General features: G+C 72.0%; 27 protein-coding genes and 2 pseudogenes. 15 read left to right on the plus strand and 14 right to left on the minus strand.

Features of this window, described 5'->3' with window-relative positions:
• Positions 1-167: 167 nt before the first annotated feature.
• Positions 168-1,871 (plus strand): threonine/serine exporter family protein, encoded by a 1,704-nt coding sequence (locus AC07FK_RS15150; protein ID WP_479105321.1) that lies wholly within the window; start codon positions 168-170, stop codon positions 1,869-1,871.
• A 39-nt stretch (positions 1,872-1,910) separates the two neighbouring features.
• On the opposite strand, the gene AC07FK_RS15155 is transcribed toward AC07FK_RS15150, so the two are convergent.
• A complete protein-coding gene (locus tag AC07FK_RS15155; RefSeq protein ID WP_479105322.1) occupies positions 1,911-2,606 on the minus strand; it encodes a DedA family protein in 696 nt (231 codons plus the stop codon).
• 147 nt (positions 2,607-2,753) lie between these two features.
• Between AC07FK_RS15155 and AC07FK_RS15160 the strand changes: the two genes are divergently transcribed.
• A complete protein-coding gene (locus tag AC07FK_RS15160; RefSeq protein WP_386721970.1) occupies positions 2,754-3,119 on the plus strand; it encodes a YbjQ family protein in 366 nt (121 codons plus the stop codon).
• Positions 3,120-3,226: 107 nt separating this feature from the next.
• Here AC07FK_RS15160 and AC07FK_RS15165 read toward each other — a convergent pair whose 3' ends face one another.
• Complete coding sequence (locus tag AC07FK_RS15165) at positions 3,227-3,985, minus strand: MerR family transcriptional regulator (protein WP_479105323.1); 759 nt, start codon at positions 3,983-3,985, stop codon at positions 3,227-3,229.
• A 118-nt stretch (positions 3,986-4,103) separates the two neighbouring features.
• Between AC07FK_RS15165 and gad the strand changes: the two genes are divergently transcribed.
• Entirely contained in the window at positions 4,104-5,522 is a 1,419-nt protein-coding gene (gene gad / locus AC07FK_RS15170; protein WP_479105324.1) for a glutamate decarboxylase, read from the plus strand.
• A 118-nt stretch (positions 5,523-5,640) separates the two neighbouring features.
• Here gad and AC07FK_RS15175 read toward each other — a convergent pair.
• The 3 genes and pseudogenes from AC07FK_RS15175 to AC07FK_RS15185 form a co-directional block, all read right to left on the minus strand.
• Positions 5,641-5,820: pseudogene (locus tag AC07FK_RS15175) on the minus strand (mycothiol transferase); the annotation flags it as partial.
• 20 nt (positions 5,821-5,840) lie between these two features.
• Positions 5,841-7,298 (minus strand): aldehyde dehydrogenase family protein, encoded by a 1,458-nt coding sequence (locus AC07FK_RS15180; RefSeq protein ID WP_479105325.1) that lies wholly within the window; start codon positions 7,296-7,298, stop codon positions 5,841-5,843.
• Between the two features lie 63 nt (positions 7,299-7,361).
• On the minus strand, positions 7,362-8,225 hold the full coding sequence (locus AC07FK_RS15185; RefSeq protein WP_479105326.1) for a helix-turn-helix domain-containing protein: 864 nt from the start codon (positions 8,223-8,225) through the stop codon (positions 7,362-7,364).
• Between the two features lie 342 nt (positions 8,226-8,567).
• Here AC07FK_RS15185 and AC07FK_RS15190 point away from each other — a divergent pair, with 342 nt between their 5' ends.
• A complete protein-coding gene (locus AC07FK_RS15190; protein WP_479105327.1) occupies positions 8,568-9,068 on the plus strand; it encodes an ATP-binding protein in 501 nt (166 codons plus the stop codon).
• An 88-nt stretch (positions 9,069-9,156) separates the two neighbouring features.
• Here AC07FK_RS15190 and AC07FK_RS15195 read toward each other — a convergent pair whose 3' ends face one another.
• From AC07FK_RS15195 to rpmG, 5 genes are all read right to left on the minus strand, one after another.
• Positions 9,157-9,399, minus strand: coding sequence for a DUF397 domain-containing protein (locus tag AC07FK_RS15195; RefSeq protein WP_479105328.1), 243 nt, complete (start codon positions 9,397-9,399; stop codon positions 9,157-9,159).
• Between the two features lie 117 nt (positions 9,400-9,516).
• Entirely contained in the window at positions 9,517-9,762 is a 246-nt protein-coding gene (gene rpsR / locus AC07FK_RS15200) for a 30S ribosomal protein S18 (RefSeq protein WP_138898867.1), read from the minus strand.
• Complete coding sequence (locus AC07FK_RS15205; protein WP_479105329.1) at positions 9,762-10,910, minus strand: CobW family GTP-binding protein; 1,149 nt, start codon at positions 10,908-10,910, stop codon at positions 9,762-9,764. The genes rpsR and AC07FK_RS15205 overlap by 1 nt, the downstream gene beginning before the upstream one ends.
• Positions 10,910-11,155, minus strand: coding sequence for a type B 50S ribosomal protein L31 (locus tag AC07FK_RS15210; protein ID WP_479105330.1), 246 nt, complete (start codon positions 11,153-11,155; stop codon positions 10,910-10,912). The genes AC07FK_RS15205 and AC07FK_RS15210 overlap by 1 nt, the downstream gene beginning before the upstream one ends.
• Positions 11,156-11,248: 93 nt before the next feature.
• Positions 11,249-11,413, minus strand: a complete 165-nt coding sequence (rpmG, locus tag AC07FK_RS15215; protein WP_479105331.1) for a 50S ribosomal protein L33 — start codon at positions 11,411-11,413, stop codon at positions 11,249-11,251.
• 51 nt (positions 11,414-11,464) lie between these two features.
• Here rpmG and rpmB point away from each other — a divergent pair, with 51 nt between their 5' ends.
• Genes rpmB through AC07FK_RS15230 form a run of 3 tightly spaced genes read left to right on the plus strand, consistent with a single transcriptional unit; the run spans position 11,465 to position 12,545 of the window.
• Positions 11,465-11,701 (plus strand): 50S ribosomal protein L28, encoded by a 237-nt coding sequence (rpmB, locus tag AC07FK_RS15220; RefSeq protein WP_479105332.1) that lies wholly within the window; start codon positions 11,465-11,467, stop codon positions 11,699-11,701.
• Positions 11,701-12,006, plus strand: coding sequence for a 30S ribosomal protein S14 (gene rpsN, locus AC07FK_RS15225; RefSeq protein ID WP_479105333.1), 306 nt, complete (start codon positions 11,701-11,703; stop codon positions 12,004-12,006). The genes rpmB and rpsN overlap by 1 nt, the downstream gene beginning before the upstream one ends.
• A 38-nt stretch (positions 12,007-12,044) precedes the next feature.
• Positions 12,045-12,545: a hypothetical protein gene (locus tag AC07FK_RS15230; protein ID WP_479105334.1), complete on the plus strand. Its 501-nt coding sequence runs from the start codon at positions 12,045-12,047 to the stop codon at positions 12,543-12,545.
• A 420-nt stretch (positions 12,546-12,965) separates the two neighbouring features.
• Here the strand turns inward: AC07FK_RS15230 and AC07FK_RS15235 are convergent, their stop codons facing one another.
• Complete coding sequence (locus tag AC07FK_RS15235; RefSeq protein ID WP_479105335.1) at positions 12,966-14,147, minus strand: DUF2786 domain-containing protein; 1,182 nt, start codon at positions 14,145-14,147, stop codon at positions 12,966-12,968.
• 367 nt (positions 14,148-14,514) lie between these two features.
• Between AC07FK_RS15235 and AC07FK_RS15240 the strand changes: the two genes are divergently transcribed.
• From AC07FK_RS15240 to AC07FK_RS15260, 5 genes are all read left to right on the plus strand, one after another.
• Positions 14,515-16,212 carry a bifunctional 3'-5' exonuclease/DNA polymerase gene (locus AC07FK_RS15240; RefSeq protein WP_479105336.1) on the plus strand — a complete coding sequence of 566 codons (1,698 nt, stop codon included), beginning with the start codon at positions 14,515-14,517 and terminating at the stop codon, positions 16,210-16,212.
• A 200-nt stretch (positions 16,213-16,412) separates the two neighbouring features.
• Positions 16,413-16,823, plus strand: a complete 411-nt coding sequence (locus AC07FK_RS15245) for a DUF6479 family protein (protein WP_479105337.1) — start codon at positions 16,413-16,415, stop codon at positions 16,821-16,823.
• 81 nt (positions 16,824-16,904) lie between these two features.
• Positions 16,905-17,378, plus strand: coding sequence for a Dps family protein (locus AC07FK_RS15250; RefSeq protein ID WP_479105338.1), 474 nt, complete (start codon positions 16,905-16,907; stop codon positions 17,376-17,378).
• A 162-nt stretch (positions 17,379-17,540) separates the two neighbouring features.
• On the plus strand, positions 17,541-18,944 hold the full coding sequence (locus AC07FK_RS15255; RefSeq protein WP_479105339.1) for a cytochrome P450: 1,404 nt from the start codon (positions 17,541-17,543) through the stop codon (positions 18,942-18,944).
• Positions 18,945-19,026: 82 nt separating this feature from the next.
• The gene (locus tag AC07FK_RS15260) at positions 19,027-19,836 is read left to right on the plus strand and encodes a VOC family protein (RefSeq protein ID WP_479105340.1); all 810 of its coding nucleotides are present in this window, start codon (positions 19,027-19,029) and stop codon (positions 19,834-19,836) included.
• Positions 19,837-20,033: 197 nt separating this feature from the next.
• On the opposite strand, the pseudogene AC07FK_RS15265 reads toward AC07FK_RS15260, so the two are convergent.
• Positions 20,034-20,585, minus strand: a pseudogene (locus AC07FK_RS15265) (ABC transporter ATP-binding protein).
• 253 nt (positions 20,586-20,838) lie between these two features.
• Between AC07FK_RS15265 and AC07FK_RS15270 the strand changes: the two are divergent.
• Both AC07FK_RS15270 and AC07FK_RS15275 read left to right on the plus strand, forming a co-directional pair.
• Complete coding sequence (locus AC07FK_RS15270) at positions 20,839-22,293, plus strand: Gfo/Idh/MocA family protein (protein ID WP_479105341.1); 1,455 nt, start codon at positions 20,839-20,841, stop codon at positions 22,291-22,293.
• Positions 22,294-22,384: 91 nt separating this feature from the next.
• Positions 22,385-23,392 (plus strand): NEW3 domain-containing protein, encoded by a 1,008-nt coding sequence (locus AC07FK_RS15275; protein WP_479105342.1) that lies wholly within the window; start codon positions 22,385-22,387, stop codon positions 23,390-23,392.
• 138 nt (positions 23,393-23,530) lie between these two features.
• Here AC07FK_RS15275 and AC07FK_RS15280 read toward each other — a convergent pair whose 3' ends face one another.
• A complete protein-coding gene (locus tag AC07FK_RS15280) occupies positions 23,531-24,322 on the minus strand; it encodes a DeoR/GlpR family DNA-binding transcription regulator (RefSeq protein ID WP_479105343.1) in 792 nt (263 codons plus the stop codon).
• Between the two features lie 131 nt (positions 24,323-24,453).
• On the opposite strand from AC07FK_RS15280, the gene AC07FK_RS15285 reads away from it, so the two are divergent.
• Positions 24,454-25,473: an SIS domain-containing protein gene (locus tag AC07FK_RS15285; RefSeq protein ID WP_479105344.1), complete on the plus strand. Its 1,020-nt coding sequence runs from the start codon at positions 24,454-24,456 to the stop codon at positions 25,471-25,473.
• 3 nt (positions 25,474-25,476) lie between these two features.
• Here AC07FK_RS15285 and AC07FK_RS15290 read toward each other — a convergent pair whose 3' ends face one another.
• A complete protein-coding gene (locus AC07FK_RS15290) occupies positions 25,477-26,043 on the minus strand; it encodes a 2'-5' RNA ligase family protein (RefSeq protein ID WP_479105345.1) in 567 nt (188 codons plus the stop codon).
• Positions 26,044-26,060 lie beyond the last annotated feature (17 nt).

The raw sequence follows: 26,060 nt of genomic DNA on the forward strand, positions 1-26,060 counted from the left end.
GAGCCCTCTCGGCTCGGTTCTGACAGCACGGCGGGCGGTGCATCCCCACGGGGGGGTGCACCGCCTTCCGCGTGTTGGGCGGCGCGCGAGGGGAAGGCGTCCGTCCGCATACTGGGCATGTCTGGCCATGGCTTGGGCATGCGGACGTACTGGATCAAGGAATCGAATTGAGGCGAGTAGTGGCGGAGCCGAAGCGCGGCGGCAGTGGGGCCGATGGTGAGAGCCCCGAGGACCGCAAGCCGCAGTCGGACGAGGCGCGCAGCGCCTTCACTCCGCCGGCCGGTGTGGAGCAGCCGGAACCGCCGGAGGAGGACAGCCCGACCTCGGAGTTCGCCGTCCCGGAGGGGCTGACCACCGGCGAGTACCCCATTCCGCCGGAGGTGTCGGGCTTCGACACCCCCAGCACCTACAGCGCCCGCAACGCGCCGCCCGCCTTCACCCCCGCCACGGGCATGCCCGTGGTCCGGCTGACCAAGGAGGCGCCCTGGCAGGACCGGATGCGCACGCTGCTGCGGATGCCGGTGGGCGACCGGCCGGTCCCGGAGCCGGTGCAGCGCCACGACGACGCGGGGCCCGCCGTGCCGCGCGTGCTGGACCTGACGCTGCGTATCGGCGAGCTGCTGCTCGCGGGCGGCGAGGGGGCCGAGGACGTCGAGGCGGCGATGTTCGGCGTGAGCCGGGCGTACGGGCTCGACCGGTGCGAGCCGAACGTCACGTTCACGCTGCTGTCGATCTCGTACCAGCCCTCGCTGGTGGAGGACCCGGTCACGGCGAGCAGGACGGTGCGCCGCCGGGGCACCGACTACACGCGGCTGGCGGCGGTCTACCACCTGATCGACGACATCACGTCGCCGGACACCGACGTCACGCTGGAGGAGGCGTACCGCACCCTCGCGGAGATACGCCGCAACCGGCACCCGTACCCCGGCTGGGCGCTGACGGCGTCCAGCGGGCTGCTTGCCGGCGCGGCCTCCGTGCTGGTCGGCGGTGGTCCGGTGGTGTTCCTGGCGGCCGCGATCGGAGCGATGCTCGGCGACCGGCTGGCGTGGCTGTGCGCGGGACGCGGGCTGCCGGAGTTCTACCAGTTCCTGGTGGCGGCGATGCCGCCCGCCGCCATAGGGGTGGCGCTCACGCTGGCCCCGACGACGACGATGTGGGACGTGCGGCCGTCCGCCGTGATCACCGGTGGGCTGTTCGCCCTGCTGCCGGGGCGGGCCCTGGTCGCGGGCGTCCAGGACGGCCTGACCGGCTACTACATCACCGCGTCGGCGCGGCTGCTCGAAGTCATGTACTTCTTCATCGCGATCGTCATCGGCGTCCTGGTCGTGCTCTACCTGGGCGTGCAGCTGGACGCCGAGCTGCACGCGGCCACGGCGCTGGAGACCGTCGAGCGTCCGGTGACGCAGATCCTCGCGTCGATGCTGCTCTGCTTCGCCTTCGCGATCCTGCTCCAGCAACAGCGGAACACCGTGCTGATGGTCACGCTGAACGGCGGAGTGGCCTGGATCGTGTACGGCGCGATGCACGACGTCGGCGAGATCTCCGCGGTGGCCTCGACGGCTGTCGCGGCCGGTCTGGTGGGTCTCTTCGGTCAGCTGTTCTCGCGCTACCAGTACGCGTCGGCGCTGCCGTACGTCACGGCGGCGATCGGTCCGCTGCTGCCGGGTTCCTCGACGTACTTCGGACTGCTCGGCATCGCGCAGAACGACCTGAACCAGGGGCTCGCATCGCTGTCGACGGCGGCGGCGCTGTCGCTGGCCATCGCCATCGGGGTGAACCTCGGAGGCGAGATCTCCCGGCTGTTCCTGAAGATGCCGGGAGCCGGCCGGGGGGCCAGCCGCCGCGCGGCCAAGCGGACGCGCGGCTTCTAGGGTCTGCCCGGCTCGGTGCCCCGCCCGGCCCCCGCCGGGTCAGCGCTTGGCGTGGCGGCCGCGCGAGGACGGGGGCGTGCCGTCGGGGTGGTCGCCGCCGGCGGCCCGTGCCTTCTTGTTCTTGCCGCGGGCGCGCAGGAACTCGATGGCGATCGGGAGGACCGAGATCAGCACGATCAGGATCAGGATCGCCTCGATGTGCTTGTGCACGAACTCGATCTTGCCGAGCGAGGCGCCGAGCAGCGTGACGCCCGCGCCCCACAGCACACCGCCGATGATGTTGAACGTGATGAACGAGCGGTAGTTCATCCGGCTCACGCCGGCGATGATCGGCGTGAAGGTGCGGACGATCGGCACGAAGCGGGCCAGCACCAGCGACTTGGGGCCGTACTTCTCGAAGAAGTCGTGGGCCTTCTCGACGTTCTCCTGTTTGAAGAGTCTGGAGTCGGGGCGCTTGAACAGGGCCGGTCCGACCTTGCGGCCGAAGAGATAGCCGACCTGGTCGCCGAGGATCGCCGCGAGGACGACCAGGGTGCAGACCAGCCACAGCGGGGTGTCCAGTACGCCGGTGGTCACCAGCAGGCCGGTGGTGAACAGCAGCGAGTCGCCCGGCAGGAAGAAGCCGATCAGCAGCCCGGACTCGGCGAACACGATGACCAGCAGGCCGATCAGGCCGAACTGCTCCAGCAGATAGTCCGGATCCAGCCAGGTAGGTCCGAGCGCAAGCGTATTCACGGGTACCGGGCTCCAGGGTGGGTTCGTCGTCTGGGGTGTGCTGCCCAAAGCTATCAACGCCACCGGTGTGCTCCTGGTTCCAGTAGGCCCCAGGGGATGCGAGGGAGCCGGACTGCGGCCAAGCTGTCCGGCAGGAGGTGGATGCGGATGAGCATCGAGGATTACGGCGGTGGGCAGGGCACCCAGTCCGATGTACTGGTGGTCACCACGAATGACGCCCCCGGGTACCGGGTGGAGCGGGTGATCGGTGAGGTCTTCGGTCTGACGGTGCGCTCACGGCACTTGGGGAGCCAGATCGGCGCCGGGCTGAAGTCGATGATCGGCGGCGAGCTCAAAGGGCTCACCAAGACGCTCGTGGAGACCCGCAACCAGGCGATGGAGCGGCTCGTCGAGCAGGCCAGGGCGCGTGGTGCGAACGGTGTGCTGATGATGCGCTTCGACGTGACCGACGCGGCCGACGTGGGCACCGAGGTGTGCGCGTACGGCACGGCGGTCGTCCTCGCCAAGGAGTGACCCCCGGGTCCTGTACGGCTCCGGGGCGCGTCCAGGGCCGTACAGGGCGCGGGTGCGGGCGGCGCGGCGCGCGTGGCGTGCGCTACGCGGTGCGTGCGGTGCGTGCGTTACGCGTGGCGGGCCGCGTTGGCCAGGATCGCCTCGCGCAGGTACGCGGCCAGGCCGGGCCTCGCCGCGTCGATGGACGTGGTGAAGCGCTCGTCGGCGACGTACATCTCGGCGAGGCAGACGTGCATCTCGTAGCCGCAGTCGTAGTGGTTGCGGCTGATCCAGGACCGGTGCTCCTCCGCGAGGTCCATGGCGCGCTCCGAGTCCGGCGCCGCGCCGTCCTCCATGGCGGCGACCAGGCCGGCGGTGTTCCGCTCGCCCTCCTCCTTGATGCGCCGCCAGTCCTCCTTGGTGTACGAGGCGCTCCTGCGGCGGGATTCCTTGTACGCCTCGCTGTCGCCCCAGCGCTGCTCGACCTCCTCGGCATACTGCTCGGGGTCGTGGTCGCCGAAGACCTCGAACCTCTCTTCCGGGGTGAGGTTGATGCCCATGTTCCGTGCCTCCAAGGCGGTTTCGACGGCGGCCGCCATCTCCTGCAGCTTCGCGATCCGGGCGGACAGCAGTCCGTGCTGGCGCCGCAGGTGCTCCCGCGGGTCCGCGTCCGGGTCGTCGAGGAGGGCCGCCACCTCGTCGAGCGGGAAGCCGAGTTCCCGGTAGAACAGGATCTGCTGCAACCGGTCGAGGTCGGCGTCGTCATAGCGCCGGTGACCCGCGCGGCTGCGGCCGCTCGGGGAGAGCAGCCCGATCTCGTCGTAGTGGTGCAGGGTGCGCACCGTCACTCCGGCGAATCCGGCGACCTGTCCCACGGAGTAGCTCATCGCCTTCCGCTCCTTCTTCTTCTCGGTACACGTCGACCCTGACGCCTCACGTCACGTGAGGTGCAAGCCCTCGCCCAATGAAGAGCTATGTCCACTTATCCACCCTTATGGTGAGCCCATGGCACTTCACCGAGGCGGTACGGGCCGGGACAGCGAGCGGCACCGCGAGCTCGCCCTGAACCCCTTCTACGGCGCGGCCGACCCGATCGGCGACATGGAGGCCGCCCCGCCCCGTCACCGGCTGCCGGACGGGCCCATGGCGCCCGCGACGGCGTACCAGCTCGTGCACGACGAGCTGATGCTCGACGGCAATTCCCGGCTCAACCTCGCCACCTTCGTCACCACCTGGATGGAACCGCAGGCGGGTGTGCTGATGGGCGAGTGCCGGGACAAGAACATGATCGACAAGGACGAGTACCCGCGCACCGCCGAGCTGGAGCGCCGCTGTGTCGCCATGCTCGCCGACCTCTGGAACGCTCCGGAGCCGACCGCGGCGGTGGGCTGCTCGACGACCGGGTCGAGCGAGGCGTGCATGCTCGCCGGGCTGGCCCTCAAGCGCCGCTGGGCCCTCAGGAACGCCGACCGGTATCCGGGCGCCGCCCGGCCCAACCTGGTGATGGGCGTCAACGTCCAGGTCTGCTGGGACAAGTTCTGCACCTTCTGGGAGGTCGAGGCGCGCCAGGTGCCCATGGAGGGCGACCGTTTCCACCTCGACCCCGAGGCCGCCGCGGCGCTCTGCGACGAGAACACCATCGGCGTGGTCGCCGTCCTCGGCTCCACCTTCGACGGCTCGTACGAACCGGTCGCCGACCTCTGCGCGGCCCTGGACGGCCTCCAGGAACGTACGGGCCTCGACGTGCCGGTGCACGTGGACGGGGCGTCCGGCGCGATGATCGCCCCCTTCCTCGACGAGGATCTCGTGTGGGACTTCCGGCTGCCGAGGGTCTCCTCCATCAACACCTCCGGGCACAAGTACGGACTGGTGTATCCGGGGGTGGGCTGGGCGCTGTGGCGCTCCCCCGCCGAGCTTCCGGAGGAACTGGTCTTCCGGGTCAACTACCTGGGCGGCGACATGCCGACCTTCGCCCTCAACTTCTCGCGGCCCGGGGCGCAGGTGGTCGCGCAGTACTACACGTTCCTGCGACTCGGCCGGGACGGGTACCGGGCCGTGCAGCAGGCGTCGAGGGACGTGGCCCGGGGGCTCGGGACGCGGATCGGGGCGATGGGCGACTTCCGACTCCTCTCGCGCGGGGACGAGTTGCCGGTGTTCGCCTTCACCACCGCGCCCGACGTACGGAACTTCGACGTCTTCGACGTGTCGCGGCGGCTGCGGGAGCGGGGGTGGCTGGTGCCGGCGTACACCTTCCCCGCGAACCGGGAGGATCTGGCCGTGCTGCGGGTCGTGTGCCGCAACGGCTTCTCGGCGGATCTGGCGGAGCTGCTGGTGGAGAGCTTCGAGGAGGTGCTTCCGGAGCTGCGCGCGCAGGACCGCCCGGCGACCCGCGACACGTCCGCCGCCACCTCCTTCCACCACTGAGCGAGCTGAACCGCGGCGGGCGGGGACCCCTGCGCCGGTCAGTCCTCACAGGAGGGCAGGGTGAAGGCGTCCCACCGCACTCCGTCGGCGGAGACGCGGTAGTCGCACCCGCCCTCGCTCACCAGGCGTGGCCGGAGTGCCGGGCCGTCCCGGTGATCAGCCGCAGCAGCAGCCAGCGCATCGACACGCGCTCGCTGTCCGGGAACCACGGCTCGTCGGGCAGCGGGAAGGTCTCGTCCAGACTCGGCAGCGACCGGACGAACTCCTCGGTCCGCCGCGCGACCTGCTCCCGGACAGCTGCTGTCCGCAAGCGGGGACTCAGAACGGGAAGTCGGTCCGCCCGTGCTGCACGGAGATCCACTTCTGGGTGGTGAACGCCTCCACCGCCGAGTCGCCGTTGAGCCGCCCGATCCCCGACAGCTTCTCGCCCCCGAAGGCGACCTGCGGCTCGTCCTGGACGGTCGAGTCGTTGACGTGGATCATGCCGGTCTCGACGCGCTTGGCGAACCGCACGCCGCGCTCGAGGTTCCCCGTGTGGACCGCCCCGCTCAGCCCGTACTGGCTGTCGTTGGCCATCCGTACGGCCTCTTCCTCGCCGTCGAAGGGGATCAGCAGCACCACGGGGCCGAAGATCTCCTGCGTCAGGACCGCGGAATCGGCCGCCAGCCCGCTCAGTACGGTCGGCTCGACGAGGTTGCCGCGCGTGACGCCCTGCACGAGCGCCGTCGCACCCTCCGCGAGCGCCTGGTCGACGAGCGCCGTCAGGGAGTCCGCCTGGAAGGTGTTGATGACCGGGCCGATGTGGGTCCTGGAGTCGGCCGGGTCGCCGGTGACCAGGGACCGTACCTTCGCGACGAACTTCCGCGTGAACTCCGCCTCGACCGACCGGTCGACCAGGATGCGGTTGGCGGCCATGCAGACCTGCCCCTGGTACACGAAGCGGCTGAAGACCGCGGCGTCCACGGCGTAGTCGATGTCCGCGTCGTCGAGCACGACCAGCGCGCTGTTGCCGCTCAGCTCCAGCACCGCGCGCTTGAAGTGGCTCGCGGCGACGGCGGCGACGTGCCGGCCCACCTTGTCGGAGCCGGCGAAGGAGATCACCTTCGGCACCCGGTGCTCTATCAGCGCGTCACCGATCTCGGCGATGTCGGTGACCAGCACGTTCAGCAGCCCGGCGGGCAGCCCGGCGTCCTCGAAGATCTTGGCTATGAGTCCGCCGCCGACGACCGGGGTGTTCTGGTTCGGCTTGATGACGACCGCGTTGCCCAGCGCGAGGGCGGGCGCGACCGACTTGATCGCCACGAGGAACGGGAAGTTGAAGGGGCTGATGACGCCGACGACTCCGACCGGCAGCCGGTAGACGCGGTTCTCCTTGCCCTCCACCGGCGAGGGCAGGATGCGCCCCTCCGGCCGCACGGCGGTCTGCATCGCCTCGCGCAGGAACTCCTTGGCCAGGTGGACCTCGTACGCCGCCTTCAGCCGCGTGCCTCCGAGCTCGTCGATGATCGCCTCGACGATCTCGTCCTCGCGGTCCTGCGTGATCCGCAGGGCGCGTTCGAGGACGTCCCTCCTGCGGTACGCGCTCGCTTCGGCCCAGGCCGGCTGTGCGCGCTCCGCCGCGAGGTACGCCTGGTCGACCTCGTCCACCGAGGCGACGGTGATCGCGGCGAGCTTCTCCCCGTTGTACGGGTTGAAGTCGATGATGTCCCACGAGCCGCTGCCGGTCCGCCACTCGCCGTCGATGTACTGGTGGGCCAGGTCGGTGAAGAAGGACATGCGATCCCTTACTGCAAGGTGTGCAGGTGCGGACTCCTGATAAAACGTCATCGTACTGGCCGGTTATGTGAGTTGGAGCAGGCCGCGGAGCACATCCCGCGTCTCGGCCGCACTCGGACTGTCCTTCTGGAGCCGCTCCATCACCCTCTGGTACTGCGCGACCTCCTCGCGCTTGTCCAGATAGAGCGCGCTCGTGAGCTGTTCCAGGTAGACGAGGTCCGAGAGATCCGACTCGGGGAACTGCAGCATCGTGAAGGCGCCGCTCTCGCCCGCGTGCCCGCCGAAGCTGAAGGGCATCACCTGGAGCGTGATGTTGGGCTGCTCGGAGACCTCTATGAGGTGCTGCAACTGGCCGCGCATCACGGCCCGGTCGCCGTACGGACGGCGCAGCGCCGCCTCGTCGAGGACGGCGTGGAAGTGCGGCGCGCGCTCGGACACCAGCACCTTCTGGCGCTCCAGGCGCAGGGCCACCCGGCGGTCGATCTCGGCCGGGCCCGCGTGCGGCATGCCGCGGGAGACGACGGCGTGCGCGTAGCTCTCGGTCTGCAACAGCCCGTGCACGAACTGGACTTCGTAGATCCGGATAAGCGAGGCGGCGCCTTCGAGCCCGATGTACGTCTGGAACCAGCCGGGCAGCACGTCGCCGTAACTGTGCCACCAGCCCGCCACGTTGGCCTCGCGGGCCAGGCTCAGCAGCGACTCGCGCTCCGCCTGGTCCGTGACGCCGTACAGCGTGAGGAGGTCCTCGACGTCTCTCGCCTTGAAGCTCACCCGTCCCAACTCCATGCGGCTGATCTTCGATTCGGATGCGCGGATCGAGTAGCCGGCCGCCTCACGGGTGACTCCGCGCGACTCACGCAGCTTCCTGAGCTGGGATCCCAGCAGGATGCGCCGCACCACGGAGCCGCTCGACTCGCCTGCGGTCACCTCTCCAGCCCTCCCCAGTCCGACGGTTCACTCGCGGAGCGACCTCCCCCAGGTGCCCGAGAGCCGCAGTCTGCCATTAAAACGCTTCGCCCCGTACTCATCCGATTACGGAAATGGCAAGAGCTGTACAAGTCACCGAAAGATACCCGGGGAAGAAATGAGCAAGAAACGCCATGGGTCCGGACACGTCCGGCGCGTGCACGTGCATCTGCCCTTGCATCTGCCGTACGCATTCGGAACCATGGTCCGCGCGCACCTGCATGCTCTTTCGTGCTGTGGCCGTACTACCGCCGCATCGCTACCGCTGTATCGCAACGACCGCGAATCCCGGGAGTGCCTCGCATGGGGACGAATGGATCGACCATGCTCGAGCCGTTAAGGCAGGGCCTTCCACCCATCGACCCCGCAGCGGTCTCCAGCTCGGCCTCCTGCGCGCTCCCTCCCCGGTACGACGCGGTGCGCGGCGCCCGCCAGTTCACCAAGTCGACGCTGGCCCGGTGGGAGCTCGGCGAGTGTTTCGACGACGTGGCGCTGGTCGTCTCCGAGCTCGTCACCAACGCCCTGCGGCACGCACTGCCGGCCGACACCCCGCGCGCGGGCGAGCAGGACCCTCCCGTACGGCTGCATCTGATGCACTGGACGTCGCGTCTGGTGTGCGCGGTGCGCGATCCCAGTCACGAGAGCCCGGAGGCGCGGGAGACGGACGACTTCTCCGCCGAGTCGGGACGCGGTCTGTTCCTGGTGGATTCCTTCAGCGACAGCTGGGGATGGCACCCGCTGGCCGGAACGCTCAAGGGCAAGGTCGTGTGGGCGCTGTTCCGGCTCGGGGGCGAGCAGCGGTGACCGGCTCCGGGAGCGGGCAGCGGCAACCGGCGGGGGCCGGCCCGGCGAAGAGGCGGACGGAACGGGGCGGCGGACCGGAGTGCGCCGGTCAGCCGCCGGCCGTCAGGTGGTCGAACTCGCCGTCCTTGATGCCGAGCAGCATCGCCTCGATCTCGGCCGGCGTGTAGACCAGGGCGGGCCCGTCCGGGTGCCGCGAATTGCGGACTGCCACATTCCCGCCCGGCAATTTGGCGAACTCCACACAGGAGCCCTGCGAGTTGCTGTGCCTGCTCTTCTGCCAGACCACCCCGTGGAGCTCTGCGGCGGCCATGCCGTTGTACGCGTGGTGCACAGATCGCTCCCGGAAAGTGCAGATGTCAACTGCCCCGGATCATAGCTTTGTTCACTTGCTGATGCATGGGCAGATGCACGTGCACGCGGGGTGCTCTCTCGGTTACAGACCCCCGGATCAGCGCGAGGAGTACGGCAACAGGGCCATCTCCCTGGCGTTCTTCACGGCCCGGGTCAGCTGGCGCTGCTGCTGGGCCGAGACCCTTGTCACACGGCGGCTGCGGATCTTCCCGCGGTCCGAAATGAATTTCCGCAGAAGATCGGTGTCCTTGTAGTCAATGTACGTAATCCCCGCCTCGTCCAGCGGATTGGGGCGGGACTTGAGGGGCTTACGAGGGTCTTTACCTCGGGACGGTCGGGACATCAGGCCTCCAGAAGGGAATCAAAAGCGGACGGCAGGCGCTTCCACGCATCGCGCCCCGCCGCGTATTCGGCGTCGGTCAGCAAGCAGGATTCGAGGAGCTCTTCGAGCCCGCCGCGGTCGAGACCCGGCGACGTGAAGACCAGGTGCTGACAGCAGTCGCCGTGCTCGGGGTGCCAGTCGAGAGCGGCCGCCGCCCGGCGCACGGCCGGCACCATCTCCCACGCCGCGTCCGGCAGCGACGCCAGCCACGGCCCGGCGCTCTCCACGCACAGCGCGCCCCCCGCCGCGTCCCACGCCATCAGCGTGTCCGGGCGGTCGGCGAGCCAGAAGCGGCCGCGGCTGCGGGCGGCGGCGCAGGTGAGGTCCTCCAGCGCCTCGTACAGGCGCCCCGGGTGGAAGGGGCGGTCGCGGTGCCACACCAGCGTGCCGACCCCCCGGTCGTCGGCGTCCTGCGGGAGCAGCGCGCAGGCGGGGTGCTGGCGGTTCGCCGCCGCCTCGATGTCGAAGCCGGCGAAGGCGGCCTCGGCCAGTTCACCGGAGGCCGCCCGCACCCGGCGGGCCGTCGGGTGCAGCTGCGCGAGCAGCGCCTCGTCCTGCTCGTCCGCCTCCTCGCTGTCCACCACGGCGAGGACCGGGGCGTACTCCAGCTGGCGTGCCCAGGTGTCCGCGACCGTCCGCTGGTCGGTCGCCGCGGCCGCCAGCCCGGCCTCCGCCAGGTCGTCGCCGCAGCCCAGGTACGGCAGGAGCAGTGCGGGGTCGACCGCCGTCATGACGGCGGTCAGATCGAGGACGCCGCCGCCGTGCGCGACGACGACCTCGGCCATCGCCCTGGGCTCGACGGAGTCCCACAGCTCGACGACCGCGAGGCGGGTGAGCCCGCTGCCGGCCAGCCGCTCCAGCTCGGGCACCAGGTCCTCGCGCAGCGCGCAGCACGCGCAGTCGTTGACCAGCGGCGCCTCGCCCGACGCGCTCTCGCCCTGGGCGTCGCGGACCGTGCGGCGCACCGTCCCCTCGGTCGCGGTCGACAGGTCGTGGTGGAGCGCGACGCTGCCGGGGACCTGGCGCAGGAGCTGCTCGACGACGTCCTTGCGGGCGTCGGAGTGCAGCCCTGCGACCACGACGACGGGCAGCCTGCCCTTCTCGCTCACTACTTCGCTCCGTAACGGCGCTCGAAACGCTCCACGCGGCCCGCCGTGTCCAGCACACGGGCCGTGCCCGTGTAGAAGGGGTGGCTCTTCGAGGAGATCTCGACGTCGACGACGGGGTACGTACGGCCGTCCTCCCACTCCACCGTCTTGTCACTGGACAGGGTGGACCGGGTGAGGAACGCGAAGCCGCCGGCCTTGTCACGGAAGACGACGGGGCCGTACGGCGGGTGGATTCCGGGCTTCATCTGCTGATGCCCCCTTCTGGTCTGGCTTCTGGTCCGGTCGGCTGTGGTCCGGTTTCTGCTCCGGTCAGCCGTGTGGTCCGGCTTCTGGTCCGGTCAGCGCTCTTCGCGGAAGTCGACGTGCCGGCGGACGACCGGGTCGAACTTGCGGAGCGTCATGCGGTCGGGGTCGTTGCGGCGGTTCTTGCGGGTCACGTACGTGTAGCCGGTCCCCGCCGTGGACCTGAGCTTGACGATCGGGCGGATTTCGTTGCGTGCCATGTGGTTAGTATATGGAAATGGTTCCCATTTTCAAAGAGGAGTGATCGCACCTTGTCCGCCCACTGCCAGCTGACCGGCGCCAAGCCCGGATTCGGCAACAACATCTCCCACTCGCACCGGCGCACCTCCCGCCGCTTCGACCCGAACATCCAGCGCAAGCGCTACTGGCTGGCGAGCGAGGGCCGCCACGTGCGCCTCACGCTCAGCGCCAGGGCCGTCAAGACGATCGACACGATCGGCGTCGAGGCGGCCGTGGCCCGCATCCGCGCGCGGGGGGTGAAGGTCTGATGGCGAAGAAGAGCAAGATCGCGCGCAACGAGCGGCGCAAGGCCGTCGTGGAGCGGTACGCCGAGCGGCGGGCCGAGCTGAAGGAGATCCTCCGCAAACCCGGGACGGGCGAGCCGGAACGCGCCGCCGCGCTGGAGGAGCTGCGCCGCCAGCCGCGCGACGCGAGCGCCACCCGGGTGCGCAACCGCGACAGCGTGGACGGCCGGCCCCGGGGCCACCTACGGAAGTTCGGGCTCTCCAGGGTCCGGATGCGGGAGCAGGCGCATGCCGGTTTTCTCCCCGGAGTGCGCAAGTCCTCCTGGTAGCTTGGCGCGTTCTGACCTACCGAATCTGGGAGTCCGGAGTGCGTGAGTACGTACGTACCACCGTCGCGGCGGCCGCTGTCGCTGTCGCGCTCGCCTTGACCGGTTGCAGCGGCGACAGCGGCGGCGGCGCCGACGGCGACAAGGGCAAGGACGAGGGCACAAGCAGCGGCGGCGACGCCGGGCGCGGCGGTACGCCGCCGAGCGAGGACCGGGGGGCGTCTGCGGACGTCGCCGGGTCCTGGCTCGCGACGACCGACGGGAAGATCATCGCGCTGATCATCCAGGGGTCCGACGCGGCTGTGGCCGGTGAGCACGTCTGCACGGGCAAGGTCGCCAGGGCCGGCGAGGTGACGCTCACGCTCAAGTGCGGCGACGGCGACACGGGCCGTACGACGGGCGTGGCCACCCCGGGAGCGGGCGGTGACTCGCTCACGGTGAAGTGGGGCAGCGGGATCAAGGACACGTTCCGCAAGTCCGCGGCCGGCGACGAGCTGCCGGAGGGAATCCCCTCGGGCATGCCGAAGCTGCCGGGTTCCTGACGGGGGGCCGGGGACCGCGGCGTGCGGGCGGGGCGGCGGCTGCGGGGGTGTGGGGTTGCGGGCGGGGCGTGTACGGGCCGGACGTGTGCGGGCGGGGGCGTGCCGCTCCGGGGGGCGACGTTCGGGACTGCATGATTTAGGCGCCCTGCGGGGCCGGACCGCGAAGCCGGTGCCCTGCCCGCACATCACGCTTTACGTCCCGAACGCCACCCCCTGCGCGTCCCGCCCCCTCGCGCGGGTGGGTGGTAGCCGTCACCGCGGGGCCGCCTCCCGGCGGTACGGGTGGAGGGGCTCGGCGGGGTGCGGGTAGAAGGGTCGGCGCTCGGCGAGGCCAGCGGATGGACGGGGTCAGCGGGTCAGCGGGTCAGCGGGTCAGCGGGTCAGCGGGTCAGCGGGTCAGCGGGTCAGCGGGTCAGCGGGTCAGCGGGGGATGGTGGGGCGGGGGCCCATGGTTGCGCGGTCGGCGGCCGCTGTGCCGTGTTCCCAGCCCGCGTGGTCGCTGACGCCGCGTACCCGCGTGGAGGTCGTCGCCGGGAACATCCGCTCCGCCCGGTCCTCCACCGCCACGTCCCGCGCCGCCAGCACCGGCAGCAGAGAGCCGCCCGCCTCCTCGGTCACGTGGTCCGTCGCCTCCGCCAGGCGCTGGCCGACCCGGCTGGCGTACGCCGTCAGGAACGCCTGGCGGAATGTCTTCGTGCGCTTGCGGCCGGCCGCCCGCTGCGCCGCCTCGGCGCGGGTCATCGCCGCCGTGCCCTGCACGAGGAGGGAGGTGTAGAGCAGCTCGACGGATTCCAGGTCGGGTTCGAAGCCGACGACCGTGGAGAAGTTCAGGTCGCTGTTCCACACCGCGCGGCAGCGGTTCGCGGAGGCGGCGGCGTCGAGGAGGATCGCCTTGGCCGTCTCGTACGGGGCGTCCACGCCGATCCGGCACGCCGTCGGGGTGTCACCGGTGTGCCCCTGCGCGGCCAGCAGCGCGGCGTCGATGCTGTGGCGCGCCATCAGCTCCTGCGCTTTGGCGGTGAGCGCTTCGGCCTCGTCCGGAAAGTCCGTTCCCTCCGCCTTGGCCAGCAGCGCGCGGATGCGGCCGAGCATGCGCGGCTCGTCGGGCGTGGCCGCGTGCGGGCGTACGTGCACGGGTTCGCCCGGGGGCGGCCCGACCGGTTCGATCGCGGGGAGGCGGACGAGGAGGCGGAAGAGTTCGAGGAGCGCCGTGGCGAGTGAGAAGCGGTCCGTCCGCTCGCGCGCGGCCAGCTCGTCGGCGTACCGGTCGTCACCGTTCCACCAGGGCCGCGCCGCTTCGAGTTCGCGAAGCTGCGCCTCCCAGCGGGGTGCTGTCCGCGCGTACCTGCGGTTCTCGGCGGCGATCAGGTCGGTGGTCAGCCTCGCGTGGCGGTCCTCGAGGTCCCGGCGGACGATGCGTACGACGTCGGCGGGCTGCCAGCCCCGCTCCCAGGCCCGGCGTACGAACTCCTCCCCGCGCCGGAGGATTTCGCGGCCCGCTTCCGACCAGGGGGCGGCGGCGATCAGCGAGGCGCCGAGGTCGAGTCCCGCGTCGCCTTCGGCGTACACGGCCCCGGATATCGCCTTCTCCACCTGCTCCATGTCCTCGATGGTGTCACGTGCGGGTGTGGGGGCAGGGCCGGGCGTACCCCGGGAGCCGGCTCAGTGGTCGTGTCCGGCGGGCGTCCACCCGGAGGACCGGCCGCACGATCACACGGGCCGTACGGCTCACCGCACTCCGCGGGACATCGCGACACCCGCAGGGCGTTGAACGCAACCACCCCGAACCGACCGCAGCCGTACCCGAACGTTCGACGCCCGAGGAGACGCCCCGGCACGGCACCGACCCCGGAACCCCCCGCCCGGCACGGCCGACCCAACGCCCCCGCGCCGCCCGGCACCGACCCCCCACGCCCACGCCCGCGGCGGCCGGAGTCCGTTGTCAGTGGTGGGTGTCAGACTCGCAATCATGAGCGAGCGCTGGGCCGTCGCCGCGACGGACGGGGGTGGGGCGCTGCTCGTGCCGCTGGGGCGGGACGGGCGGCCGGCCGGCGACGTGCGCAGGGAGCCCGACCTCGTGACGGCGGTCGGCTCCAGGCCCGAGGTCGGGCGGTGGGTCTGGCGGTCCACCGCCGAGATCTACCCCCGGCTGCTCGCCGCGGGCGTACGCGTCGAGCGGTGTTACGACGTGGAGGACGCCGAGTCACTGCTGCTCGGCCACGAGGGCCGCCACGGCGAACCGCGCTCGGCGGCGGCCGCCTGGGCCCGGCTGCACGACCGGCCCGTACCGCCCGATCCCCCGCAGCGCGCCGCCGAGCCCGGATCGCAGTCGTCGCTCTTCGAGCCGCAGCCCGTGCCGCTGCCGTTCGAGGACCTGCTGGAGGTGTACGCGGACCAGCAGCGCAGACACGCCGCGGCGGAGCACCCGGACCGGATGCGGCTGCTGACGGCCGCCGAGTCGGCGGGGATGCTGGTGGCCGCCGAGATGAACGGGGCGGGGCTGCCGTGGCGGGCGGACGTGCACCGGGCGGTGCTGGAGGAGCTGCTCGGCGAGCGGTACGCGGGCGGCGGCGACCCGCGCCGCATGGCCGAACTGACGGACGAGATCTCGGCGGCGTTCGGCCGGCGCGTTCGCCCCGAGCTGCCGGCCGACGTGATCAGGGCGTTCGCGCAGGCGGGTATCAAGGTCAGGTCCACCCGGCGGTGGGAGCTGGCCGAGGTCGACCACCCGGCGGTGGAGCCCCTGATCGCGTACAAGAAGCTGTACCGGATCTACACGGCGCACGGCTGGGGCTGGCTCCAGGACTGGGTGCGGGCAGGCCGCTTCAGGCCGCAGTACCTGCCCGGCGGGACGATCACGGGCCGGTGGGTGACCAATGGCGGCGGCGCGCTCCAGATCCCGAAGGTGATCCGGCGGGCGGTGATCGCGGACGAGGGCTGGCGGCTCGTGGTCGCCGACGCGGACCAGATGGAGCCGCGCGTCCTGGCCGCGATCTCGCGCGACCCGGGCCTGATGGACGTGGCGGGGCAGCCCGGCGACCTCTACAAGGCGGTGTCGGACCGGGCGTTCTCCGGTGACCGCGAGATGGCGAAGCTCGCCGTGCTCGGGGCGGTGTACGGGCAGACGTCCGGCGACGGCCTGAAGAATCTCGCGGCGCTGCGAAGACGTTTCCCGCGTGCTGTCGCGTACGTGGACGACGCGGCGCGCGCGGGCGAGGAGATGCGGCTCGTACGGACGTGGCTGGGGCGCACCTGCCCGCCGGCAGCGGGGGCCGGGGACGACGGGGAGGCGGGCATCCCCCAGGACGACGTCGAGCCGCCGGGGGCGACGCGTGAGGGGGAGTTCACGCCGGGGTACGCGTCGACGAACGCCCGGGCTCGGGGTCGTTTCACCCGCAATTTCGTGGTGCAGGGCAGCGCCGCGGACTGGGCGCTGCTGATGATGGCGGCGCTGCGGCAGAGTCTGCGGGCGGCGGATTTGCGGGCGGAGCTGGTGTTCTTCCAGCACGACGAGGTCATCGTGCACTGCCCCGCCGAGGAGGCGCGGACCGTCGCGGAGGCGATCCGGGCCGCCGGTGACCTGGCGGGACGGATCGCCTTCGGCGAGACGCCGGTGCGGTTCCCGTTCACGACGGCGGTCGTGGAGTGCTACGCCGACGCGAAGTGACCGGCGGCGCGGCGCGCGGGCCGGACCGGCGCGGGCCGCGCGCTGCCGAGGCGGGGCGCGGGAGGCCCACAGCGCGCACCGCGGCGGGTTCGTCGGCGGCCCGGTGAAAGCCGCAGGTCGGCGGAGAGCGGACGGGCGCGCGGAAGTGATTCACCTGTTCGGCCGCTCATGACTCCGGCCCCCGTGGGTACCCGCCGCGCATGAGCGCTATCCAGAGCACAAGCTCCAGCGAATTCGCCGGCCTCGCGGACCCCGTGGCCGCGAGCGACCTGGTCATCGGCATCGCGCCGTTCATCGCGGGGCTCGCGATCGCGGCCGCTCTGATCGCTGCCGTGTGGTGGGGCATCCGCATCAGGAACCGCGAGCCTTCGCCTCCCACGCCCCAGGAGCAACCGCACCGCCCCGAGGGCTCGGGCCCGCCCGAGGTGACGGAGCGCCGGGAGCCCGACGAGGTGGTCCCCCCGGAAGGCGGCCGCGGACGGCTCCTCCCGCACGAGCTGAGGAACACCGGCAACTCCTCCGGCCGGCCCAGCGCCGGAGACCCGGAAGAGCCGCCCCGGTGGGACGAGAAGTCCGGTGGCGCCTTCGGCAGCGGAGGCCCCGGCAGCTGACCGCCGACAGGCGGAACAGCGTCTTCCGTACCCAGACTGACACCAGACGAGACCCGAGAGTGTGGACAAGGAGCACCCTGCATGACCACCCTCAAGAGCACCCTGCCCGACGCCGCCCGTAAGACCACCGGGGAGGCCCTCCAGGGCACGCTGGTGGATCTGCTCGGCCTGTCACTGCTGGCGAAGCAGGCGCACTGGACGATCGTGGGACCGCGCTTCCGCTCGATCCACCTCCAGCTCGACGAGGTGGTGGACTTCGCCCGTTCGTACGCCGACGTGGTGGCGGAGCGGGCGTCGGCCATCGGCGTCGCGCCGGACGGGCGCGTGGAGACGGTCGCCAAGTCCGCCGAGCTTCCCACGCCCATGGACGGCTGGACGCAGGACACCGATGTCGTGACCCTGATCGTCGAAGCGCTGGGCGCCATCGGCACGAGGATGCGCGAGCGGATCGAGGCGACCGACAAGCCGGACCCGGTGACGCAGGACATCTTCATCGGCCTCACCGCGGAGCTGGAGAAACAGCGCTGGATGTTCCAGGCCGAGAACCAGCACTGAGCTAGCCGCGCTCGGGCGCCCGCGCCGCCGACCGGCACCGCCGGTAAGTCCCCGGCCGGCACACCCCGGGCCGACGCGCCGGGCGGCCCGCCGCCGGCGCCCCGTCTCCCCCGTCTCCCCCGTAACCGCCGCCCCACCAGCACCGCACCGAGGAGCCGCACGATGGCCGGGAGACACCCAGTCGCCGGATCGACCGACGACGCGCGGCGGGGCGAGCAGGACGGCCCGGCCGCGCGGCGCACCTCGACACCCGCCCGCGCGTCCGCGCGGGACACCGCCCGCGTCGCCGTACGGGTGGCCCTTCCCACGCTCGCCGGCGGAGTGATCCGGCGCCGCAGGCGCGGGATGGCGGCGGCCGCCCGCATCGACGCCGACCGGCACGCGGTGGAGCTCCTGAACGAGCTGCGCCGCCGATACGGTCCCGGCCCGCTCCACCTGCGCCTGGCGGGCCGGGACCTCGCCCTGCCGCTCTCGGCGCCGGACGCCCGGCGGGTGCTGGACGAGACGCCGGAGCCGTTCACCCCGGCGGCGCGCGAGAAACGCGACGCGCTCGGCCACTTCCAGCCGCACGGCGTACTGGTCTCCCAGGGCCCGGAGCGCGCCGAACGCCGGGCCTTCACCGAGGACGTACTGGAGACCGGGCGCCACCTCCACCACCTCGCGCCGGTATTCGTCCGCACGGTCCGCGAGGAGGCCGCCGGACTGCTCGGCGGCGCCGGCGGCCCGCTGGACTGGGACGACTTCGGCGCGGCCTGGTGGCGGATCGTCCGCCGCGTCGTCCTCGGTGACGCGGCGCGCGACGACACCACGCTCACCGACCGGCTCTCCCGGCTGCGCGGCTTCGGCAACTGGGCTTCGCTGGTGCCCGACCGCGTCACCGCCGGCCCGCGCGAGCGCTTCCTGCGCGACCTGCGCGAGCGCCTGGACCGGGCGGAGCCCGGCAGCCTCGCCGAGGCGCTCGCCCGGACGCCCGCCAAGCCGGGCGTCGACCCGGCGGGCCAGGTGCCGCACTGGCTGTTCGCGTTCGACGCGGCGGGCATGGCCGCCGCGCGCACGCTCGCCCTCCTGGCCACCCATCCGGCGCAGGAGCAGCAGGTGCGCAACGAGCTGGCCGTACCGGACCTGGCCCGGCCGCAGGTGCTGCCCTACACCCGCGCGTGCGTCACGGAGTCCGTGCGGCTGTGGCCGACGACGCCCTTCCTGCTGCGCGCGAGCACCCGGGAGACCCGGTGGGGTGAGGGAACCCTGCCCGAGGGCACGGTGTTCCTGGTGTACGCCCCGTACTTCCACCGCAACGGCGCCACGCCGTACGCCGACCGCTTCGTACCGGAGATCTGGCTGGACGGCACGGCGCACACCGGGCCCGAGCTCGTGCCGTTCAGCGCGGGGCCCGGCGTGTGCCCCGGCGAGGACCTCGTCCTGCTCGTCACGTCGACGCTCGTGGCCGCGCTGATGGAACGGCACGACATCCGGCTGGACGGCCCGGGCGGACCGCGGGCCGACGAGCCGCTGCCGTACACCCTCGACCACTTCGCTCTGCGCTTCACCGCCACCGCCAGGCCCTGAGAGGGCGCACGGCCGAGCGGCGCGTGTCAGTGACGGATGACACGCTGGATCTACGAGGATCTGCGCGACGAAAGGCAAGGTCATGATCACCACCGACTTCGTGCCCGGCTCTCCTTGCTGGATCGACCTGGGCGCCCCGGACGTCCCCGCCGCGGCCGGGTTCTACAACGCGGTGCTCGGCTGGCAGTTCGAGAGTTACGGCCCCGACGCCCCGGACGCGGGCGACTACGGCATGCTGAAGCGGGAAGGGCGGACGGTCGCCGGCATCGGGAAGCTGACCGAGGAAGGCGCCCGCTCCGCCTGGATGATCTATTTCTGCACCCCGGACGCCGACGCGACCACCGAGGCCGTCGAGCGGTCGGGCGGCACGGTACGGGTGCCCCCGATGGACGCGGACGGTGAGGGGCGGATGGCCCAGTACACCGATCCGCAGGGCGGCCAGTTCGCGGTCTGGCAGCCGGGCAGGATGCGGGGCATGGACGCGGCGGACCGGCCCGGGACGCTGTGCTGGACCGAGCTCTACACGACCGACGCGGCCGCTGCCAAGCAGTTCTACGGCACCCTCTTCGGCTGGACCACCGACGACATGGAGCTCCCGGGCGGCGGCGGCACGTACTCGATGGTCACCCCCGCCGGCCAGCCGCAGGAACGGATGCACGGCGGCCTCATGGAGGTCCCGTCGGAGGCGCTGGCGCTGAACGGCGGCCGGCCGTACTGGCACCCGGTGTTCGCGGTCGAGGACTGCGACGCCACGGTCGCCCGGGTCACCGGGAACGGCGGCACTGTGCTGATGGGCCCCGAGGACGCCGAGGGCGTCGGCAGGCTCGCCGTCTGCGTCGACCCGGCCGGTGCGGACTTCGTGGTGCTCACCCCGGCCCCGCCTCCGGCCTGAGCGGCCCACCGGACCACCGGCCCACGGCGAACCGCGCGCCGCGGCGTGAAAGGGCCGAGCCGCGCGACGACAGGGAGCCGCACCCGGAACGGAGGGCGCACGCCCCGGGAGCCAGGCCGCGCAAGGGCCCGCGTACGCCGCACGCCGGAGCCCGGACCGCCGACGACGCACCGGCCGGCCTCCCGCGTGCGCACTGCTCAGGCCGCCACCACCACCGCGTCCACCGCAGGTGCGCGCAGGGCCCGCGCGATGGCGACGCGCTGGCGCTGGCCGCCGGACAGCTGGTCGGGGCGGTGGCCGAGACGGTCGCCGAGGCCGACCTGGGTGAGGATCTCGCGGGCCCGTTCGCGGTCGACGCGGCGGCCGGCCAGCTTGAGCGGGAGGACGGTGTTCTGCTCGACGGTGAGGGTGGGCAGCAGGTTGTACTGCTGGAAGACGAAGCCGATCCGCTGTCGCCGGAACCTCGTCAGCTCGGCCTCCGTGCCCGCCGGTCATCTCCTCGCCGTCGACGACGACCTGCCCCTGTCCGGCCGGTCGAGCCCCGCCGCGCACTGGAGCAGGGTCGTCTTCCCGGATCCCGAGGGGCCCATGACGGCGGTGAAGGTCCCGGCCCCCAGGCTGAGCGTCACCGCGTCGAGCGCCGTCACGGCGCTGTCCGCCGTCCCGTAGACCTTGCTGACGGACACGAGCCGCAGGGCAGTGGCCGCCCTGCGGATCTGCTCCTGCTGCGTACGGCGGAACATCCTCATCACTCCCTCGTGGCACCTGATGTGCCGTCGGGAAACGACGCTACGAACGCGCGGCGGCCGTGCCGATGGCCGTACACACCGAGTGGCTGGTGTACCTGGGTGCACCGTCGCCCGGCGACCTCGCGCCCCCCGAATGCTTGATTCTGTTCGTAACGCGCTTCCCGCGAGCACCTATTGACATGTAACTGGCGATCCAGCGAGAGTCGACCCCGCCAGGGAAGTGATGCCGGTCACGTGTCGAGGAGCGTCTCGTATGCCCGAAATCCCCGCAGTCTCACGTCGCTTGCTCCTGGGAGGGACGCTGGCCACCGGAGCGTCGCTCGCCGCCGGGACCGGATCGGCCGGGAGTGCGTCGGCGGCCCCGGCCGCCGCTGCCGGCGCGAGCGCCGGCTCCGCCGCGACACCGGGACGCAGGCCGGGTCAGAAGTCGATGATCAACGTTCCGTTCAAGCCTTACAGGACCGTGCGCGTCGGCGTGATCGGACTCGGCAACCGCGGCTCCGGCATGACCACGGGCTGGTCCGTCGTGCCCGGCTGCGTCGTCACCGCCGTCTGCGACATCCGCGCCGACCGCGCCAAGCGCACCGCCGACCAGCTGGTCGCGAAGGGCAAGCAGCGCCCGGCGGAGTTCGGCGGCTCGGAGGACTCGTACACGCAGATGCTCAAGCGCGACGACATCGACCTCGTGTACATCGCGACGCCGTGGGAGTTCCACTACGAGCAGGGCAAGGCCGCGCTGCTGGCGGACAAGCACGCCGTCGTCGAGCTGCCCGTCGCGACCGAGCTGCGTGAACTGTGGGACCTCGTGGACACCTCGGAGCGCACCCGCAAGAACCTCATGCTGGCCGAGAACTGCAACTACGGCCGCAACGAGCTGGCCATGCTCAAGGCGGCGCACGAGGGCCTGTTCGGCGACATCACCAACGGCCACGGCGGCTACCTGCACGACCTGCGCGCCCTGCTCTTCTCGAACACGTACTACACCGACTCCTGGCGCCGGCTCTGGCACACCCGCAGCACCGCGTCCTTCTACGCCATGCACGGGCTTGCCCCGATCGCGGCGGCCATGGACATCAACCGCGGCGACCGGATGACGACGCTGAAGGCCACGGCGACCGCGCCGAAGGGCCTCGCCGACTACCGCGAGCGCTTCGTCCCCCGGTCGCACCCGTCGTGGAACGAGACGTACGTCAACGGGGATCTCGTCACCTGCGCGATCGAGACGGCGAAGGGCCGGACGATCAGGGCCGAGCACGACGTGAGCTCGCCCCGCCCCTACAGCCGCATCAACTCCCTCGCGGGCACGCGCGGGATCTTCGAGGACTACGCGGGCACGTCGGCGACCGGCGGCCGCATCTACGTCGAGCCGGACCACGGCGGCCACTCCTGGCGCGACTTCGACACGTACCGCAAGGAGTTCGACCACTGGCTGTGGAAGAAGATCGGCGACGACGCCGCGAACAACGGCGGCCACGGCGGCATGGACTACGTACTCCAGTGGCGCACGGTGCAGACGATGCGGGCGGGGCTGGTCCCGGACATCGACGTGTACGACTCGGCCGCCTGGTGTTCACCGGTTCCGCTGAGCGTCATGTCGCTGGCCGACAAGGGGCGGCCGGTGGCGATACCGGACTTCACCCGCGGCGGCTGGGTCAACCTGCGCTCGGGCCTGGACTCGCGCACGACCGAGATGCCTCCCGTCTCGTGAACCCCCGGTGCGCCGCATCCCCGCACCCCCGCGACGCCGGCCCCCCGTGTCCGCCGCCCGTCGGACGCGCCCCCACGCGAAGGAGCAGGCCATGAGATCTGCCTCGGCACGTCTGACCACTCCCCTCAGAGCCCTGGCCGCGGCGGTGGCGGGCGCGGTGCTGCTCGTCCCCGCCCAGGCGGCGGCCGCGCCCGGCCCCGGGACCGCCGCGGCGGCCCGGACCGAGGTGACGATCTCGCCCGTCGACCTCGACGGTCCGGCCGTCTCGACGGTGAAGGTGTCCGTCAGGAACGCGGGCCCGCAGCGCATGCGCTCACTGAAGGTGTCGTTCGCCGGTCCGGTGGGCTGGGCGGTCCAGCCTGCCGTGCGCACGGTCGACGGCTCCCTCGCGTCCGGCGCCACGGCGGATACGACGTTCCGGATCCAGGTGCCGGAGAAGCGCTCCGGTTTCGTGATCCGTACGTTCACGGCGACCGCCGCGTACCGGGGCGGCGACGGCGAGGGCACGGCGACCGGCACGCGGTCCGAGCGGTCCGGCACCCCGCAGCCGAACCTGGCGGCGGCGTACAACAACGTGGCGATCACCGACGAGTCCGCGACGAAGGCGGGCGACTACGACGGTGAGGGCAACAGCTTCTCGGCGCAGAAGCTCGCCGCGGTGGGCCTGACGCCCGGGGCGACGGTCGACGCGCTCGGCGCGAAGCTGACCTGGCCGGACGTGCCGGCCGGCACGAAGGACAACGTGGCGAGCGGCGGACAGGCGATCACTCTGGGCGGCAAGGGCGCCAGGCTCGTGTTCCTCGGGTCCGGCGTCACCAGCGCCGCGACGGGCAGCGCGACCGTCCACTACACCGACGGTTCCTCCAGTACGGGCACGTTCGGCTTCCCCAACTGGTCGTTCGACCCGGAGACGGCGCACGGCGCGACGCTGGTCAGGTCGACGGACGGCCGCAACCGGCAGGACGGATACGGCAACGCCACGGTGAAGTACCGCGTGTTCGCCCACGCGGTGCCGCTGGATCCGGCGAAGACGGTGGAGTTCGTGGTCCTGCCCGCGAACGCCAACATTCACATCTTCGCCATGGCCCTCGCGCCGTAACGGGACCGCGGCGGTCTGCCGGGTGGGGCTCGCAGCCACCCTCGCCCGGCAACCGGCGCGGTCGTGATCAGCCCGTCCGGCGACCGTCGCGGCCGCGAAGACCCGCCCCCGAGTCGCGGACGCTTCCCCGCGGGGACCTCAGACAGCGATCACCTTGATCCCGGCCTCCGTGAGCCGGGCCGTGGCCTCGGCCGTGATCGCGGAATCCGTCACCACCACATCGATCCGGTCCAGCCCGCAGATCCGGGCGAACGCCCGCCTCCCCATCTTCGAGGAGTCCGTCACCACGATCACCCGGTGCGCGCGCTCCGCGAACAGCCGGCTGACACTCGCCTCGTCCTCCTGATGCGCCATCACCCCCAGCTCCGGGTCCACCCCGTCGACACCGAGCACCACCGCGTCCAGTACGACCTCGCCCAGCACGCCCATGGCCAGGGGGCCGACCAGCTCGTACGTCTGGGGCCGCGCCACCCCGCCCGTGACCACGATCTTGATCTGCGGCCGTACGGCCAGCTCACCGGCGATGTTCAGCGCGTTGGTGACCACGGTCAGCACGGGACCCCCGCCGGGGGCGGAGCCGGCCGCCGACGCCCGCAGCGCCAACGCCCGCGCGACCTCCGTGGTCGTCGTACCGCCGTTGAGGCCGACCACGTCCCCGTCCGCGACCAGATCCGCCGCGGCCGCCGCGATCCGCTGCTTCTCGGACGCGTGGCGCGAGGACTTGTAACGCAGGGGCAGTTCGTACGACACGCCGTGCGCGATCGCCCCGCCCCGCGTCCGCACGAGCATCTGCTGCTCCGCCAGCTCGTCGAGGTCCCGGCGGATCGTCGCGGCCGACACCTCCAGCGTGGTCGCGGCCTCCTCGACCTCCAGCCTGCCCTCCGCGGCCAGCAGCTCCAACAGCGCGCTCCACCGCTCGTGTTTCGACATGCGGTCGGACTCCTTCACGACATGGACGGGGCGTTCGGCTTGGTGAATACTTCGCCCCATGGCGGGCAACGCTCGAATCTGCTTGGAATGCCCGCCCTCCGAGCAGTTTCAATCATATGGGAGTTCGTTGCATGCCCACCGCAGAGCCCACGGCAGACCCGACCGCCACCGCCGCCCCTCACCCCGCCGCCTCCCGCACCGCGGTCGAGATCGCCTCCCAACCTGCCACATGGCGCCGGGCGGCCACGACGCTTTCCTCGCACGCGGACGCCCTGCCGCGCCGGGGCGAGCGCGTCGCCGTCGTCGGCTGCGGCACCTCGTGGTTCATGGCCCAGGCGTACGCCGTGCTCCGCGAGAGCGGCGGCCACGGCGAGACGGACGCGTTCGCCGCCTCGGAGTTCCCGTACCGCACCGGCTACGACCGCGTCCTGGCGATCACCCGCTCGGGCACCACGACCGAGGTCCTGGAGGTACTCCGGCGCGTGAAGGGGGCGGTGCCCACCGGCGCGATCACCGCCGACCCCGCCACGCCCGTCATGGAGGCGGCGGACGCCGTGGCCGTCCTGGACTTCGCCGACGAGGAGTCAGTGGTGCAGACCCGCTTCGCCACCACCGTCCTCGCGCTGCTGCGCGCCCACCTGGAGGCGGAGGGCGCGCTCGTGTCCGGCCTGCGCCCCCTCTCCGAGGCGATCGGGGACGCCGAGCGGGCGCTCACGGCGCCGCTGCCCGCCGAGGTGCTCGGCGCCGAACAGTTCACCTTCCTCGGCACCGGCTGGACGTACGGGCTGGCCCTGGAGGCGGGGCTCAAGATGCGCGAGGCGGCGGGGGCGTGGACCGAGGCGTACCCGGCGATGGAGTACCGGCACGGCCCGATCAGCATCACCGGCCCCGGCCGCGTGGCGTGGGTCTTCGGCTCGCTGCCCGACGGCCTCGCGGAGGACGTCGCCCGCGTCGGCGGCACGCTGACGGCCGAGTCCCGGGCCACCGCCGCCGGCGCCCTGGACCCGCTGGCCGACCTGATCCGCGCCCAGCGACTGGCGGTCGCCCTCGCCGAGTCCCGCGGCTACGACCCCGACAAGCCCCGCAACCTCACCCGGTCGGTGGTGCTGGACGACACCGCGGGCAAGGGTGCGGCGAGCGGCGCGGCGTAACGCTCACGCGCCGTCGCCCCCCAGCCGGTACGCCGTACGATCCCGCCAGCGCCCGTCCTCCCGGACGATCAGTTGCACCGTCTCCACGCGCGACGTCACGGGCAGGGCGGGGGCGAACTCCGCTTCCAGGGCGTCGTACGCGCGCTCCCAGGTGTCCGGTCCCTCGTGGTTGGCGAGCGTCAGATGCGGGTCGAGTCCTTCGCCGAACAGGCCCCGGTACGGCACCGCTTCCGGCCACCGCCCGGTGAGTTCCTTGGTGAGCGCCCGTACCGGGTCGGCCGGCCACGGGTCGAGGAAGAGGACGCCCGGATACCGCCCGAACCCCGCGAACGTCAGCGGGAAGGGGTCGTACGAGCGGAACAGGTCCAGCAGCTCGCGGTGGACCGGGCCGTCGATCCGGCTCACGTGCAGGAACGGGTAGAGCACGGTCACATGGGCCGGAATCCCGGTCCTGACGAACGGGTCGGCCTCCGGCACCTTGATGGTCAGGGCCGTGTCCCCGTCGACGTCCGGCCACCCCACTGCCTTGCCCCCGCCGCCTGTCCGCGCCCGTTCCTCTGCGAGGCCCAAGCGAACCACACCGACCG

The sequence above is a fragment of the Streptomyces sp. NPDC046122 genome (genome assembly GCF_056429965.1).

What these genes read in the sequence shown, in the direction of transcription:
- AC07FK_RS15160 (WP_386721970.1), top strand. Translation starts at nt 2,754, where the DNA reads ATGAGCATCGAGGATTACGGCGGTGGGCAGGGCACCCAGTCCGATGTA.
- AC07FK_RS15165 (WP_479105323.1), bottom strand. Translation starts at nt 3,985, where the DNA reads ATGAGCTACTCCGTGGGACAGGTCGCCGGATTCGCCGGAGTGACGGTG.
- gad (WP_479105324.1), top strand. Translation starts at nt 4,104, where the DNA reads ATGGCACTTCACCGAGGCGGTACGGGCCGGGACAGCGAGCGGCACCGC.
- AC07FK_RS15180 (WP_479105325.1), bottom strand. Translation starts at nt 7,298, where the DNA reads ATGTCCTTCTTCACCGACCTGGCCCACCAGTACATCGACGGCGAGTGG.
- AC07FK_RS15190 (WP_479105327.1), top strand. Translation starts at nt 8,568, where the DNA reads ATGGGGACGAATGGATCGACCATGCTCGAGCCGTTAAGGCAGGGCCTT.
- rpsR (WP_138898867.1), bottom strand. Translation starts at nt 9,762, where the DNA reads ATGTCCCGACCGTCCCGAGGTAAAGACCCTCGTAAGCCCCTCAAGTCC.
- AC07FK_RS15210 (WP_479105330.1), bottom strand. Translation starts at nt 11,155, where the DNA reads ATGAAGCCCGGAATCCACCCGCCGTACGGCCCCGTCGTCTTCCGTGAC.
- rpmG (WP_479105331.1), bottom strand. Translation starts at nt 11,413, where the DNA reads ATGGCACGCAACGAAATCCGCCCGATCGTCAAGCTCAGGTCCACGGCG.
- rpsN (WP_479105333.1), top strand. Translation starts at nt 11,701, where the DNA reads ATGGCGAAGAAGAGCAAGATCGCGCGCAACGAGCGGCGCAAGGCCGTC.
- AC07FK_RS15235 (WP_479105335.1), bottom strand. Translation starts at nt 14,147, where the DNA reads ATGGAGCAGGTGGAGAAGGCGATATCCGGGGCCGTGTACGCCGAAGGC.
- AC07FK_RS15240 (WP_479105336.1), top strand. Translation starts at nt 14,515, where the DNA reads ATGAGCGAGCGCTGGGCCGTCGCCGCGACGGACGGGGGTGGGGCGCTG.
- AC07FK_RS15245 (WP_479105337.1), top strand. Translation starts at nt 16,413, where the DNA reads ATGAGCGCTATCCAGAGCACAAGCTCCAGCGAATTCGCCGGCCTCGCG.
- AC07FK_RS15250 (WP_479105338.1), top strand. Translation starts at nt 16,905, where the DNA reads ATGACCACCCTCAAGAGCACCCTGCCCGACGCCGCCCGTAAGACCACC.
- AC07FK_RS15255 (WP_479105339.1), top strand. Translation starts at nt 17,541, where the DNA reads ATGGCCGGGAGACACCCAGTCGCCGGATCGACCGACGACGCGCGGCGG.
- AC07FK_RS15260 (WP_479105340.1), top strand. Translation starts at nt 19,027, where the DNA reads ATGATCACCACCGACTTCGTGCCCGGCTCTCCTTGCTGGATCGACCTG.
- AC07FK_RS15270 (WP_479105341.1), top strand. Translation starts at nt 20,839, where the DNA reads ATGCCCGAAATCCCCGCAGTCTCACGTCGCTTGCTCCTGGGAGGGACG.
- AC07FK_RS15275 (WP_479105342.1), top strand. Translation starts at nt 22,385, where the DNA reads ATGAGATCTGCCTCGGCACGTCTGACCACTCCCCTCAGAGCCCTGGCC.
- AC07FK_RS15280 (WP_479105343.1), bottom strand. Translation starts at nt 24,322, where the DNA reads ATGTCGAAACACGAGCGGTGGAGCGCGCTGTTGGAGCTGCTGGCCGCG.
- AC07FK_RS15285 (WP_479105344.1), top strand. Translation starts at nt 24,454, where the DNA reads ATGCCCACCGCAGAGCCCACGGCAGACCCGACCGCCACCGCCGCCCCT.